We start from the raw sequence: 13,911 nt of genomic DNA, 5'->3' as shown, positions 1-13,911 counted from the left end.
CAAGAGTTTGTTGATAACTACAAAAGCGCACTTGCCGAGTTACAAGGGCTTATACTTCCTAAATCAAAAACTGGTAAACTTGTTGAAGGTTCATTTGCATGGCTGCTTAAACAATACTTTAACAGCTCTAATTGGCATAGCTACTCTAATACTACAAAGAAACAAAAAGAATACATTCTTATGAAGATATGCGACTCCATAGGAAATATTCCATACCAAGCAATTGAAAAGAAACATATCATAGCCGGTGTTGAACGGCGCAAAGAAACACCAGCAATGGCTAGAAACTTTCTGAAAGCCCTTAATGGACTTTTTAATTGGGCAATTGATCAAGGTCTTTTGGAAAATAATCCAGCTTTAGGCGTCAAAAAACCTCCTCTTAAAAATAAAAGCGGCTTTCCTGTTTGGACAGAAGAAGATGTTGAGAAATATTATCAAAGATGGTCCCATGGTACCCATGAACGTGTCTGGATTGATGTCCTTTTGTATACGGGCTTACGTCGTGGTGATGCGGTTCGCATTGGCTGGAAAGATGTCAAAGACAATATTATTCATCTCAAAACAGAGAAAAGTAAATTCCAAACAGATGTCTTTCTACCTATTTTACCGGAATTAGCCAAAACGCTTGAAGCTGGTCCTATTGGAGTAGAAACATTCATCTGTAGTAAAACTAATCAAAAACTCTCCAAAGAAAGCTTTGGCGATACATTTAGAGACGCTTGTAATGCGGCTGGAATTAAAAAATCGGCGCATGGATTAAGGAAATTAGCCGCAACACGCGCAGCTAACTCTGGTGCAACAGTATCACAACTCAAAGCAATTTTTGGCTGGACAAATGATGCTATGGCATCTCTTTACACAAAGAGCGCAGATCGCAAAAGGTTAGCTATAGAGGCGATAAAAAAGCTTCAAAAAGATGAGGGATAGAGGCAAAAAAACTCAATAGAATCAAGATTCACCTATTCCCCCATATTAGACATAACTATTTTATTTTACTTGCTTTTTATATACCATTTATGAACACCGCCGCAAAAAAGGCTTTAAGATGTATTAAGACACACAACAATCGCCTCTGCTGTTTTCTTGATCGCACCTCTTGCGGCAAGATGAGTAGAGCTTAATCCTAAAAAACCGATTCAATATATGAACCCCCTGCGTAATATCAAACCCCTACGTAATATCAAACCCATGCGTGTTTGGTTTAATAAATCCACGGAACCCTCATCAATTTCACTCTACGACTTTGAGTAATATGCTTTGCTTCCTGCAACAAAGGCTGTTTTTTATCACTGATCAGAGACATCGGCTGGAATATTAGCGTTTCCCGCAGTGCCCGTTGTTACGGCATCCACATGCCCCACAACGTTACCACCCGCTCCATCGACAGCAGCGTTCGCTACCCCTGTTGTTTTATTATTGATCTCACCTCTTGAGACAAGATTGGTAGAGTTTTGCAATCCTACAAGACCGATTTTATGATATCCAGCCATGCGTATTTGATTTAATAAATCGATGACAGTACCATAATCAATTTCGCTATCCGCTTTGATTAAAATTTTTGTCTCTAAATTTTGCGTCGTTTCCCTCAACAAAGCTTCTCTCAAAGCTGCTTGTTCTACAAGATGATCACCAATGTAAAGAGAACGATCTTTTTGCAACGTAACATAAAGAGGTTCATCAGACTGAACCACTGAAGGTGCTTGAGTTATAGAAGGAAGCTGAACGGAAATGGCAGATGTTGCCAAAGGCGCAGCAACCATAAAAACAATAAGCAACACCAATACAACATCAATAAAAGGGGTTACATTGATTTCGCTTTGCAACCCACTCTCGTCTATATCCCAATCATTATTAAGGCTTGCTTTCATTTTTTATGACTTTTCTGTTGTCTTTGTCTATCAAGTTCACGGCTCAAGAGCCTTTCAAGAGCAGCAGCGATATCACCTAAATCACTACGATAACCACTCAAAGCACGCATAAGGCTATTATACATAACAACGGCGGGAATAGCCACAAAAAGCCCAACAGCCGTTGCGAATAAGGCTTCAGCAATTCCAGGCGCCACCACATCAAGTCGCGTTGTTTGAGACTGAGCAATCCCAATAAAAGAATTCATAATTCCCCAAACAGTTGCAAAAAGACCAACAAAAGGAGCAATTGCGCCAATAGTTGCAAGAACAGCACTTCCACATGCAACACGGCGTGTAGCAGCCAGCAAGCAGCGTGACAAAAGTGAATGAACCCTTTCTTTTAAACCTTCATGAACATCGCGAGCCTTAGCATCGCGAACATCGCGGGAAACATCTTCATATTGATTGCTCTCCTCATAAAAGAGAATATCTTCAATCGTTTGTGCCCTTTCCTCTGTACTGGTTTTTTCACCAGAGCTTTCGTTTATCCCTTCAGGAGCAGAAAAATGAACCTGTTGTGCAGAAAGATACACTTCTTTAAGGACTTCTTTGAGAAAAAACACACCAGCTCCTTTGCTTTCTTTCAAGCTAGCTGCCAAACGCGTAAGAGTCTGAGCATTTAGAACCAATTGAAGTTCATGACGTACTCTTCGTTTTACCAAAGTGATCTCAACAATTTTCACAAAAGCAATTGTCCAAGACATAAGAGAAGCAAGTAACAAAATAATGATAACGGCTTTCACCACCCAATCAGCAGCCATAAACATAGAAAGAGGAGAAAAATCATGCACTGTCAATACAGCAGACATATTATCTAAAGGGACTGTTTTATCTAAAGGGACTGTTTCAGATTCCATTTTTATCTCACATTCTTGTGCTCTTATCTTTATTTATGAGCTGGATCGTCACCCCGCATAGCATCACTGTTCCAAAATGCCACGACCCTTTTAACGTCACTTGTGTATTCCTCTTAAGAAAGAAAACTTGATAAATCAAGTATAGTTTTATTTCACAAGCTCTCTCTTAATTCTAAAGAAATTACTCAAGAAATTTTTCTCTAACAATTCAACAAGTTTATCTTACCCAATCAATTTATTGCATAAATTAGGCAAAATGATAAACTTACAAGAAGTATCGCATATAATATTTTAATTTATAAGAATAATTTATCATCGTTCCTGTTAAATAAATCTCTCATATCGCAAAGCTTTTCTCATTTCTGCGGCTCTTTTGAAGCCAACAAAATATTTTCTTACATGAAACAAGCAGCAAAAATATCATAAAATCCTCGGAGAAAAGGATATGCACTTCTCTAACAACCAGTGCACTAAAGTACCTCTCCTATCCTAAAATAAAAATATACCTTACGTTTTAAAAAAAAGAACTATCGCAATATCTTAAACTGACCAAAAGTATCATGGGCAGCGCGTGTTGCCCCCAAATACATAGAGAGCAACGAGCCGCAATATTATTTTCTTTTTCTTTGCTGCAAAAGTATAAAAATGACAGTACTTCTGCCGCAAAATCGCAACAACAATGTTTTTTAGCTGTCACAAGCTTAAAAAATAAGCCTCAGCACACTTTTAAAAAACTTTTATAAAAAAACTGCGCCACGAGAAACTGAAGAATGGTGCTAAATTACTGCAAAAGCATAAGACAATTCTCAACAGATGCGACCCTTTACAGACAAAGCATATCGTATAGGAAAGATTTATTTTATCAAAAACAGTTTTAAATTCAACAAAATGAAAGGAACCAAAAAAAGCTTTTGGCGTTACTCAAGCAGTGAAAATTTTCACTCCAATGCAAATGATCACTATGAACACACCAATACAAATATAATGAATCAAGAGGGAAAAATACCATGGCCCATAATAAAACAACACAGCACGATAAATCAGCCGTAGAAAAAGACCAACAAAAAGACCTACAAGGACAATTAGAAACGTTACGCACTGAAATTTCAGGGATTACCTCAACCCTAACAGATCTTGGTGCAAACAAATTCAACGCCGCCAAAGACAAAGCGGAAAAACTATATCACTCAGCGAAAGAAAGTGGTGAAGACATGATGTCTCAAGCAAAAGACAAAATCAGTGATCTTGAACAAACCATGAACCAATGCGTTCGCAAAAATCCTGGCAAAAGCGTTCTTTTTGCAGCAGGCGTTGGTTTTATTCTTTCTCAATTACTACGTCGTTAAGCAATGCATAAGTTTATCGCTCCTCTTTTAAACCATCTTGTCGGTGGAGGGCTTAAAAGCACAGTCAAGCAAGTACGCCTTCAAGCAATTTTCTATGGGTTTATTAGCATTTCATTCTTCATGTCTTTGCTTTTTTTATGTACCATCGGTTTTATTGCGTTATGTTCTGTTATGAAGCCTCTTGCTGCCGCCAGTATCATGTTTTTAATTTGTCTTTCTCTTGCGGGATTAGGTCTTATTATCAGTCGCGTTCTCAAAACTTATCAACGCTATGACCAACAAAAAAAGACAGAAGAACAACGCCACAAACTCATGACAGATGCGACTGTTTCCAGTCTTGCAGCTCTCAGTCAACATCTCCCTTTTGCCAAATTGAGTGTTCCCATTCTCGGACTTGCAACTTATTTTTTGTGGAAAAAAGATAAAAAAGACCGCTTTTCAAAGTAAAATATGTAAAGCTGTCACTCTAAATCCCCCTCTCAATGTGCTTTCTTTTGTTATAAAAGAAAGCACATTTTTTTCCTCATAGTCTCTTTAGCTTCTTCAAATACCTGAAAAAAATCCCCTTCATTTTGCTAAAAATTCCATAGAACCGCTACACTCTCTTTCAGATTGCAACCCATGTTTCATGAACATAGCAACATGAGGCAAAGCTTGCATTAAAAGTTCTGGTTTGATTTGAAGCAATTGATTGTTTTTTGAAGGCAAGGTATTTTCAGTTTTACCTTTTCTCTATTTTTTCATAAGCCTTTTTTCATGACCATAGGTCACATCAATAGTTTGCATGTGTTTATATTTTTATGAACACTCATGTTTGTTACAATGACTATTTTGTTTAGGGGAAGGAAACGCGCTCTCCCATAGCGCTGTAGTAAATAACCTATAGGATATTTTAAACACAACAAATTTCCATAACGAGCGTTGTCCACCAAGGACTGTGTGGATTATCATTAACTTTTTTCTGATAAGATTTGCAGTAGAATATTGTCTTGATTTTTAAATAGCGCTTGAAAAGACACTTTATCAATAATGGTCAATATTAATTATGGTCAATGGGATTATAGCTTCCATGATCTCTTCGCCAATCTTCTGGTTGTTGAAATTGGCTCGACCATAAACCGTTTTGTGCTTTTTGAGCAGCAGATTGTAGAGTTTTATAGTCTGCGGGGGATGGAAAATGATGCTGATCTTTTGTCAACACCATCAACCCTTCTGCCAGCCCCAACCGCGCCAGATCAACCCCATCTACAAAACATTGTGCATAATGAACCTGTTGAACGACACGTGCTTGCCGACAAGTAACCTTTTTATCAATTGTTTTTGAAACAAGCCAAGCCGTAACAAAAGCACCGCAAGGCCACTTAACTCCGTTGCGTGAGGCAAATTGCCTCATTTCACAGCTTTCCACACCATATAAACGGATATCACGGATGATCTTTTTTCTCCACCCATCATCTACAAGCGTAATCATTTTAAAGGTCACACCACTTGTGACCTGTATAGCACCGGAATAGACCGGCACATTTTCTTCATAAAATTGTGATGCGATTGGTTCTGAATGCAACACCACATTTTGTTGGATTGCGTCTTGTTGGTTTGCATAATCAACCAATTGTGACTTCGGATTTTGAACGGGGTTTCCAATTGTCTTTTCTGATCCTTCAAAAAGAGAAAATTGCATAATATTTTCAGTATGTTGACTGAAATAAAAGTATCCTAAAATAATAATACAAATTAAGACAATATATTTAGGCGCTGCTCGAAAACATTTTAAAAGTATCATTTTGAATATTACTATATTTTTTGTTTATTAAATAATAAAAGATTAAATATTATTAATTTATCGATAGAAAAAAATATTTTTTTCATTTATATGATTCCCGATTAATATTTTGAATATTAATTTTATGATCAACTTAAACATAAAGCGGGGGAATTTTCATGAAAAACATGAATAATTCGTTCATTAATGAACATACCTTACAAAAAACTATTCTATCCAACACCCAAAAAAAATGGTTAACAGCAGCATTGATGCTGTTTATTGCCTTCATGGCACTGAGTGAACCAGCATTTGCTGATGGCGGCTTCGGAAAAATTGAAACTGCTCTTCAAAAAATAGTTGATGCTTTAAAAGGACCAATTGCAAAATCAATCGCAACCATTGCGATTGCTGGTGTTGGGCTTGCATGGATTGCTGGTTATGTTGAAATGCGTAAAGCTTTCTTTGTTTGTGTTGGCATCGGCATTGTTTTTGGTGCATCGCAAATCGCATCAATGTTTATGTCTTAATTCGCTTAACTTTAGCCTTTCAAAGCCATGAAAGAGCACGACAAGCTAACAGAAGATACGTTATTTCTTGCTTGCACGCGCCCTGCAATGATCGCAGGCGTGACGGTGGAAGCTATGGGATTAAATGCGATAGGAACGATGATATTGTTCATTATGGCAGGCAATATTTTTTTTCTAACCTTTGGTGTGATGCTGCATTTCATATTCAAGGAAATCCTAAAGCATGACCATAACAAGTTTCGTATTCTTCTGACATGGCAAAAAACATCTATTTTTGCCAGAAATTCGAGTCTATGGGGTGGGGGAAGTATTTCTCCATTACGATTAATTCGTAATTATGAGGAATTACAATGAATAGAACAGAGCGCAAACGTGAAAAGCAGCCAGAGGCGATCATTCCTTATGTGCGCCATGTCAACAAGCACATCATTGCGCTGGATTCACGCGCTCTCATGAGCGTTATTAAACTTGAAGGGATTAACTTTGAGACAGCAGATATTATTGATCTGAATGTGCTTCACGAACAGCTCAATAATCTGTTTAAAAACATAGCGGATGAACGGATAGCGCTTTATAGCCATATTATCAGAAAGCGTGAAACGATTTATCCGGATGGGACTTTCAGATCGGCATTTGCCAAGCAATTAGATGATAAATATCGCGACCGGATGATTTCACAGGAGCTTTATCGCAATGATCTTTATCTTTCGATTTTGTGGAATCCACACATTGATCAAACGGATAAATTAGTGGAGTTTTTCAAACGTTTAGGCAAAGCCAAGCAAGAAAAGACAGAAGTTGATGCAGAGTCCATTCGCAAGCTTGAAGATATTACCACAGATCTTATTCAAAATTTAGAGCGTTATGGTGCAAAAAGACTGAGTCTTTATGAACATGAAGGCAATATTTATTCGCAGCAAAGTGAGTTTATCCACCAATTGGTGGGAGGTCGTCGTGAACGTATCCCTCTCACATGGGGGACGATAGCTTCAACTGTTTATTCAGACCGTCTCATTTTTGGGAAAGAGATCATAGAAATACGCTATGAGGCGGCACAGCGGTTTGCGGGCATGTTTGGTTGGAAAGAATATCCAGCAAAAACCAGGGTAGGCATGGCGGATGGTTTGCTCACCCTTCCCTTTGAGTTTATTTTCACCCAATCTTTTATTTTCAAGAGCAAAAATGCTGCCAAACAGATTATGGGGCGCAAACAAAACCAAATGGTCAATGCAGGAGATCGAGCAGGTTCACAAATTATGGAACTGGATGATGCGCTTGATGATCTTGAATCCAATCGTTTTGTTTTAGGGGAGCATCATTTATCATTGGCAGTTTTTGCTGATACGCCGCAAGAGTTAGCGGATAATCTTGCCAAAGCGCGTTCTCGTCTTACAGATGGTGGGGCTGTGATTGCGCGGGAAGACTTAGGGTTAGCAGCAGCTTGGTGGGCACAATTGCCTGGCAATTATGCTTATCGCACCCGCTCTGGTGCAATAACAAGCCGCAATTATGCAGCGCTTTCTCCTTTTCATTCTTTTCCGGTTGGAAAAATAGATGGCAATGTGTGGGGACCAGCGGTAGCCTTGATGAAAACCTCTGCTGGTTCACCGTTTTATTTTAACTTTCACTTTGGTGATTTAGGCAATACGTTTGTTTGTGGTCCCTCTGGTTCTGGGAAAACGGTTATTGTCAATTTTCTTTTAGCGCAACTTCAAAAGCATGATCCCAATATGGTCTTTTTTGACAAAGATCGGGGCGCAGAACTTTTTGTCAGAGCGGGTGGCGGCACTTATATGCCCTTGAAGAATGGTAGACCGACAGGCATAGCACCGCTAAAAGGCTTAGACTATAACAATCCAGCAGATAGAGTTTTTTTACGCCAATGGATTATAAAGCTTGTTTCGTCTGAAGATCAAAAGATCAGTGAATCAGAAAGACAAGATATTTCTGCTGCTGTTGACCAACTTGCCTTGTTGCCAAAAGAACAACGGACAATATCGGCCTTACAAATGTTTTTTGACACCACGCACAGGGAGGGGATAGCGGGTCGTTTAGAAAGATGGTGTAAAGGCAATGCCTTAGGGTGGGTTTTTGACAATCCTGATGACGACATTGGCATTGATGCAAAATTTATTGGTTATGACATGACGGATTTTTTAGACAATAATGAAATTCGTCCCCCATTAATGATGTATCTTTTTCATAGGATTTTGTCTCTGATTGATGGGCGTCGTATTATCATTGTCATTGATGAGTTTTGGAAAGCCTTAGAGGATGATTCCTTTAAAGCCTTTGCGCAAGACAGGCTGAAAACTATCCGTAAACAAAATGGTTTGATGTTGTTTGCAACGCAATCTCCCAAAGATGCGATCAATTCGACCATTGCCCACACCATTATAGAGCAATGCCCCACACAGATTTATTTTCCCAATCAAAAGGGCAATCATGGGGATTATGTAGAAGGTTTTAAATTATCGGACAGAGAATTTAACCTGATACAATCAGAATTAAGCCGTGAGTCACGGCGTTTTCTCATCAAACAAGGACAAAGTTCAGTTGTAGCAGAGCTGAATTTACGCGGCTTTGATGATGAAATAGCCATTTTAAGTGGCACCACCAAGAATATTGAACTCCTAGAGACCATTATGGATGAAGTTGGACAATCTCCAGAAAAATGGCTTCCTATTTTTCAAGAAAGGTCAAAGCAATGAAAAAACTTTTATTGGCAACAGCTCTTTGCGCAATTTCTTTTGGTTTAACAACCAATTCATTTGGTTTTGGCGGTATTGTATTTGATCCCAAGGCTTTTGGACAAATGATTAAACAAGTTCAACAAGGCCAACAACAGCTTAACAAGTTGCAAGAACAAATTCAACAAGGTGCACAACAGCTTGAGCAATTAAAGAGCCAACTCGATCAAGCGAAACAGTTATATAACTCCTTAAATGTCAAGCCTGACATTTCGGGATTGAAAGAGATGTTTAACAAGCAAGGGAGCAGTGGCGCCCTTCCTTCAGATTTTAACCACTTTCAACAATCAATGGGCAGTGGTGGCGGCGGTGGCGGTGGCGGCGGCAGCAAAAACACGCAAAAATGGCAAGAAGAACTTAAATACAAAGAGCCCGCGGGGGGCGCAGACTCAAAAGAGGCAGTAGATGCTTTTTACACACAGGAAGTGAAAAAAGCTGAACAGCGCGTAGTAGGACAAGCAGCAAAAGGACAAGACGTCTACGAAGAAGCCAGTGAAACACAAAAAAACATTACCAAGCTTCTTGACGAACTTGGAAGTACTGAAGATGCGGGTAAAATTCAAGGCATTCAAGCACAACTAGAAGCGATACAAGCAAAACTCCAAACACAAGTCCTTCAAATGCAAGCCGCCGCAATGATTCAACAAGCAGAAGAAAAAGCGGCAGAAAGACGTGAAATAGAAGAATTTAAAGCACGAACCAAAGCTTTAGCCCAAAAAATGCGTGGTCAATAAACGAGAAAAAAGAGGGGCTTGAATATGAACAAGATCATCATAACAACATTGCTACTTTGCACAGGACTCATCACCACTGGATGTGAAAAAACCCACAGCGTAGAAGAACTTAAAAAAAATAAAAAACTGATGGAAGAAGTATTAGTGAAATGTTTGACGTCAGGGGATTTGAATTCGAAAAATTGTAAAAATGCAGAGCAAGCTGAACTTGAAACCCGTAAAAAATGGGGAGGATTTGGCTCAACAAATGACGATAAACAAGATTCTGAAAAGAAACAGGACAATAAATAATGAATAAAGTTCTCATAACAACATTGCTACTTTGCACAGGGCTTATGGCTGCTGGTTGTGAAAAAACCTATAGCGTCGCAGAATTTAAAAAAAATCCAAAATTATTTGATGAATGGGTCACGAGATGTGGAGGGATAGGAACTTCAAAAAATTGTGAAAACCTAAGAGTAGCAGGCGCTGAACTTGAGAAAGAACGTCAGGCAAAAGTTGAAGAAGAAAATCGCAAAATAGATGAAAAATTTAAAGCTGAACAAAAAGCTTGGATTGAAAAAATGAGAGCTGAGAATGAAAAATTCCGAGCCGAACAAGAAGCAAAGCGACGTGCTGAAGAAGAACAAGAAGCAAAAGAGCGCGCTAAACAACAACAGGACAGTCATTAATCATGAATAAAGTTCTCATAACAACATTGCTACTTTGCACAGGGCTCATCACCGCTGGCTGTGAAAAAACCTATAGCGTCGCAGAATTTAAAAAAGATGAAAAATTACGCCTAGAGTGGGATGCGAAATGTGGATTTGCAGGAACTTCAAAAAATTGTGAAAACATGCGGTTAGCATTTTTAGAACTTCAGAAAGAATATGAAGCAAAAGCAGCAGAAAGAAGCCGTAAAATTGAAGAAGAAAATCGCAAAATAGATGAAAAGTTTCAAGCTGAACAAAAAGCTTGGATTGAAAAAATGAGAGCTAATACTCAAAAAATACTCGAAAAACAAAGAGCGGAAACACGCGCTGAAGAAGAACGAAGAGCAAAAGAGAGAGCGGCAGAAGAACAACAAAATAATCATTAAGACATAATGAAGAGCGGAGCATCTCAATGGCAGTAGAAAGCAAAGGCATATTTTCTTATATCGACAATATGTTGATGGAGCCACTTACAAGGACAATGGATAGCACCATTACACATCGCTATTGCGCTTTAGCTGCTCAACTTAAAGAGCTTCGTACACTCTAATATATTTATGGCAACATTATGTCTGTGCTCTAGATTTATCATCACTGGTTATAAAAACCGATAACACAAGCAGAATTTAAAGATTGTGCTCAAAACTTGTAAAACTGAAAGAAAGAAGGGGAAATATTGATGAATAAAGTTCTCATAACAACATTGCTACTTTGCACAGGGCTCATCACAGCTGGATGTGAAAAAACTTATAGCGTCGCTGAATTTAAAAAAGATGAAAAATTACGCCTAGAGTGGGATGCTAAATGTGGATTTGCAGGAACTTCAAAAAATTGTGAAAACATGCGGTTAGCATTCTTAGAACTTGAGAAAGAACGTCAGGCAAAAGCTAAAGAAATATGGAACGCTACATTTGGGATAAAAGAGCGTGCTGAGGACGAACAAAAAGCGAAAGAACAAAATAATAATTAAATTATAAAAATACACAACGAATAGCGAAGTATCTAAATGGCAGTAGAAAGCAAAGGCATATTCACTAAGATAGACAATATGTTGATGGATCCCCTTACAAAAATAATGGATAGCATCTATTGCGCTTTAGCTGCTCAACTTAAAGAGTTTTGTACACTCTATAATATATTTATGGCAACATTATGTCTGTGCTCTAGATTTATCATCACTGGTTATAAAAACCGATAACACAAGCATAATTTAAAGATTGTGCTCAAAACTTGTAAAACTGAAAGGAAAAAGGGGAAATATTGATGAATAAAGTTCTCATAACAACATTGCTACTTGGCACAGGGCTCATCACAGCTGGATGTGAAAAAACTTATAGCGTCGCTGAATTTAAAAAAGATAAAAATTTACGCTTCGAGTGGGATGCGAAATGTGGATTTGCAGGAACTTCAAAGAATTGTGAAAACATGCGGTTAGCATTTTTAGAACTTGAAAAAGAATATGAAGCAAAAGCTGAAGAAAGAGAGCGTCAAGCGGAAGAGAACGATCGCAAAAGATATGAAGAATTTATGGCGAAACAAAAAGCTGATCTTGAAAAAATGGAGGCTCATACTAAAAAAAAATTAGAAGAACAAAGAGCAAAACGACGTGCTGAGGAAGAACAAGAAGCAAAAGAGCGCGCGGCAAAACAACAACAAAATAACCATTAAGACATAATGAAGAGCGGAGCATCTCAATGGCAGTAGAAAGCAAAGGCATATTCACTAAGATAGACAATATGTTGATGAATCCCATTACAAAAACAATGGATAACATCTATTGCGCTTTAGCTGCTCAACTTAAAGAACCTTACAGACTATACAATAGATTTATGGCAACATTATGTCTCTGCCCTAGATTTATCATCACTGGTTATAAAAACCAGAACACAGCAGAATCTAAAGATTGTGCTCAAAACTTGTAAAACTGAAAGGAAAAAGGGGAAATATTGATGAATAAAGTTCTCATAACAACATTGCTACTTGGCACTGGAATTATCGCTGCTGGATGTGAAAAAACCTATAGCGTCGCAGAATTTAAAAAAGATGAAAAATTACGCCTAGAGTGGGATGCGAAATGTGGATTTGCAGGAACTTCAAAAAATTGTGAAAACATGCGGTTAGCATTTTTAGAACTTCAGAAAGAGTATGAAGCAAAAGCAGCAGAAAGAAGTCGTAAAATTGAAGAAGAAAATCGCAAATCAATGGAAAAATTGAAAGCTGAAATGAGAGCCAGAATTAAAAAAATGAGAGAAGAGAATCAAAAATTCCTTGCTGAACAAAGAGCAAAAGAGCGTGCTGAGGAAGAACGAAGAGCGAAAGAGCGCGCGGCAGAAGAACAAAATAACAATTAAATTATAAAAATATACAATGAAGAGTGGAGCATCTAAATGGCAATAATAACCAAAGGCATATTTACTGATATAGATGATATGTTAATGGAGCCCCTCACAGAGACAATGGGTAAAGTCATTCACAATCTCTCATCGTCTTTAAGTGCTCCGCTTAAGCTGTCTTGTACAATCTATATTATATTTATGGGCTACAATATCATCTATGGGCGTTCTTCCATGCCACTGTGGGAGTTTATAGCGACAACTTTCAAACTGGGCATCATTGTTGCACTTGCTACAAACGCTGCTCTTTATAATGAGTGGGTCAGTGGTATATTTTTCCATGATCTGCCGAATGCCATTGCAAATGTCACACAAGGAGCACATGTGGATCGAAATGTATGGGATAATATGATGAACCAAGCTGGAGCACAGGTTTTGGACGCAGCAAACCAGTACACAGGTCTGACTCAAATGGGGATGTTTATTGCGACATGGATTGCTGGTTTTATCTGCCTAGTAGTTGCTGCCTTTTTTTGTCTAGTCGGTTTTGTTGTTTCATTATTTGCTAAACTGGGATCATTTCTTGTCCTATCAATAGGACCACTCTTCATAAGCCTCTATATGTTTTCCTCAACCAGAAAATTCACAGAAGCATGGTTAGGGCAAGTTGCAAACTTCATCATTTTATATGTGTTAGTCGTGCTGCTTGGTGGTTTATATGTTAACATTTCAATGAACGTTTTTTCAAGAGGTATTGACAATATCTTCACTACTTTAATTCAATTCTTGGTTGTTGGTCTTGGTGGTATTTTTCTTTTCCTCAGACTCCCTGATATCGCATCAGCTTTAGCCTCTGGGGGGGCTTCTCTTACAGGATCAGGACCAGTTGCTAAAACAACGGCTCAACTAACAGGTAAAGCTGCTAAAGCAACAGCCAACACGATAGCGAAGGGCGTTAAAAAATTAACATCACTATTAAAAAAAGGTCTAAGTTAAA

General features: G+C 38.3%; 18 protein-coding genes and 1 pseudogene. 16 read left to right on the top strand and 3 right to left on the bottom strand.

The features are described from left to right. On the top strand, positions 1–927 hold a 927-nt coding region (locus tag ACFIMP_RS04230; protein WP_375686036.1), incomplete at its 5' end, for a tyrosine-type recombinase/integrase. 359 nt (positions 928–1,286) lie between these two features. Here ACFIMP_RS04230 and ACFIMP_RS04225 read toward each other — a convergent pair. Then, positions 1,287–1,868, bottom strand: coding sequence for a biopolymer transporter ExbD (locus tag ACFIMP_RS04225; RefSeq protein ID WP_375640904.1), 582 nt, complete (start codon positions 1,866–1,868; stop codon positions 1,287–1,289). Beyond that, a complete protein-coding gene (locus ACFIMP_RS04220) occupies positions 1,865–2,767 on the bottom strand; it encodes a MotA/TolQ/ExbB proton channel family protein (RefSeq protein WP_375630956.1) in 903 nt (300 codons plus the stop codon). The genes ACFIMP_RS04225 and ACFIMP_RS04220 overlap by 4 nt, the downstream gene beginning before the upstream one ends. 1,007 nt (positions 2,768–3,774) lie before the next feature. On the opposite strand from ACFIMP_RS04220, the gene ACFIMP_RS04215 reads away from it, so the two are divergent. Both ACFIMP_RS04215 and ACFIMP_RS04210 read left to right on the top strand, forming a co-directional pair. Further along, positions 3,775–4,113, top strand: a complete 339-nt coding sequence (locus tag ACFIMP_RS04215; RefSeq protein ID WP_375613241.1) for an ElaB/YgaM/YqjD family protein — start codon at positions 3,775–3,777, stop codon at positions 4,111–4,113. A 3-nt stretch (positions 4,114–4,116) separates the two neighbouring features. Beyond that, positions 4,117–4,560 carry a hypothetical protein gene (locus ACFIMP_RS04210; protein WP_375630503.1) on the top strand — a complete coding sequence of 148 codons (444 nt, stop codon included), beginning with the start codon at positions 4,117–4,119 and terminating at the stop codon, positions 4,558–4,560. A gap of 592 nt (positions 4,561–5,152) precedes the next feature. Here the strand turns inward: ACFIMP_RS04210 and ACFIMP_RS04205 are convergent. Beyond that, on the bottom strand, positions 5,153–5,896 hold the full coding sequence (locus ACFIMP_RS04205) for a nuclease (RefSeq protein WP_375686035.1): 744 nt from the start codon (positions 5,894–5,896) through the stop codon (positions 5,153–5,155). Positions 5,897–6,054: 158 nt separating this feature from the next. Here ACFIMP_RS04205 and ACFIMP_RS04200 point away from each other — a divergent pair, with 158 nt between their 5' ends. The 13 genes and pseudogenes from ACFIMP_RS04200 (at position 6,055) to ACFIMP_RS04140 (ending at position 13,910) form a co-directional block, all read left to right on the top strand. Further along, on the top strand, positions 6,055–6,405 hold the full coding sequence (locus ACFIMP_RS04200) for a TrbC/VirB2 family protein (RefSeq protein ID WP_375612518.1): 351 nt from the start codon (positions 6,055–6,057) through the stop codon (positions 6,403–6,405). Between the two features lie 27 nt (positions 6,406–6,432). After that, positions 6,433–6,759 (top strand): VirB3 family type IV secretion system protein, encoded by a 327-nt coding sequence (locus tag ACFIMP_RS04195; protein ID WP_375686034.1) that lies wholly within the window; start codon positions 6,433–6,435, stop codon positions 6,757–6,759. Continuing rightward, entirely contained in the window at positions 6,756–9,116 is a 2,361-nt protein-coding gene (locus tag ACFIMP_RS04190; protein ID WP_375686033.1) for a VirB4 family type IV secretion/conjugal transfer ATPase, read from the top strand. The genes ACFIMP_RS04195 and ACFIMP_RS04190 overlap by 4 nt, the downstream gene beginning before the upstream one ends. Continuing rightward, the gene (locus ACFIMP_RS04185; protein WP_375668254.1) at positions 9,113–9,889 is read left to right on the top strand and encodes a TrbJ/VirB5 family protein; all 777 of its coding nucleotides are present in this window, start codon (positions 9,113–9,115) and stop codon (positions 9,887–9,889) included. The genes ACFIMP_RS04190 and ACFIMP_RS04185 overlap by 4 nt, the downstream gene beginning before the upstream one ends. A 24-nt stretch (positions 9,890–9,913) precedes the next feature. Next, positions 9,914–10,180, top strand: coding sequence for an EexN family lipoprotein (locus ACFIMP_RS04180; protein WP_375612514.1), 267 nt, complete (start codon positions 9,914–9,916; stop codon positions 10,178–10,180). Further along, the gene (locus tag ACFIMP_RS04175) at positions 10,180–10,560 is read left to right on the top strand and encodes an EexN family lipoprotein (RefSeq protein WP_375686032.1); all 381 of its coding nucleotides are present in this window, start codon (positions 10,180–10,182) and stop codon (positions 10,558–10,560) included. The genes ACFIMP_RS04180 and ACFIMP_RS04175 overlap by 1 nt, the downstream gene beginning before the upstream one ends. A 2-nt stretch (positions 10,561–10,562) precedes the next feature. Further along, positions 10,563–10,967, top strand: a complete 405-nt coding sequence (locus ACFIMP_RS04170) for an EexN family lipoprotein (protein ID WP_375641196.1) — start codon at positions 10,563–10,565, stop codon at positions 10,965–10,967. A 26-nt stretch (positions 10,968–10,993) separates the two neighbouring features. Then, a complete protein-coding gene (locus ACFIMP_RS04165; RefSeq protein WP_375686031.1) occupies positions 10,994–11,131 on the top strand; it encodes a hypothetical protein in 138 nt (45 codons plus the stop codon). Positions 11,132–11,260: 129 nt separating this feature from the next. Beyond that, positions 11,261–11,533: pseudogene (locus tag ACFIMP_RS04160) on the top strand (EexN family lipoprotein); the annotation flags it as partial. A 311-nt stretch (positions 11,534–11,844) separates the two neighbouring features. Next, on the top strand, positions 11,845–12,249 hold the full coding sequence (locus ACFIMP_RS04155; protein ID WP_375686030.1) for an EexN family lipoprotein: 405 nt from the start codon (positions 11,845–11,847) through the stop codon (positions 12,247–12,249). A 26-nt stretch (positions 12,250–12,275) separates the two neighbouring features. Next, a complete protein-coding gene (locus ACFIMP_RS04150) occupies positions 12,276–12,503 on the top strand; it encodes a hypothetical protein (protein WP_375686029.1) in 228 nt (75 codons plus the stop codon). A gap of 27 nt (positions 12,504–12,530) precedes the next feature. Continuing rightward, positions 12,531–12,932 (top strand): EexN family lipoprotein, encoded by a 402-nt coding sequence (locus tag ACFIMP_RS04145; RefSeq protein ID WP_375686028.1) that lies wholly within the window; start codon positions 12,531–12,533, stop codon positions 12,930–12,932. Between the two features lie 36 nt (positions 12,933–12,968). Further along, positions 12,969–13,910, top strand: coding sequence for a TrbL/VirB6 family protein (locus tag ACFIMP_RS04140; protein ID WP_375682220.1), 942 nt, complete (start codon positions 12,969–12,971; stop codon positions 13,908–13,910). Position 13,911: the final 1 nt, after the last annotated feature.

The organism is Bartonella sp. AP65SXKL (genome assembly GCF_042195725.1).
Lineage (GTDB): Bacteria > Pseudomonadota > Alphaproteobacteria > Rhizobiales > Rhizobiaceae > Bartonella.
The sequence above is the reverse complement of the archived record's forward strand: the minus strand, read 5'-3'. Positions and strand labels throughout refer to the sequence as shown.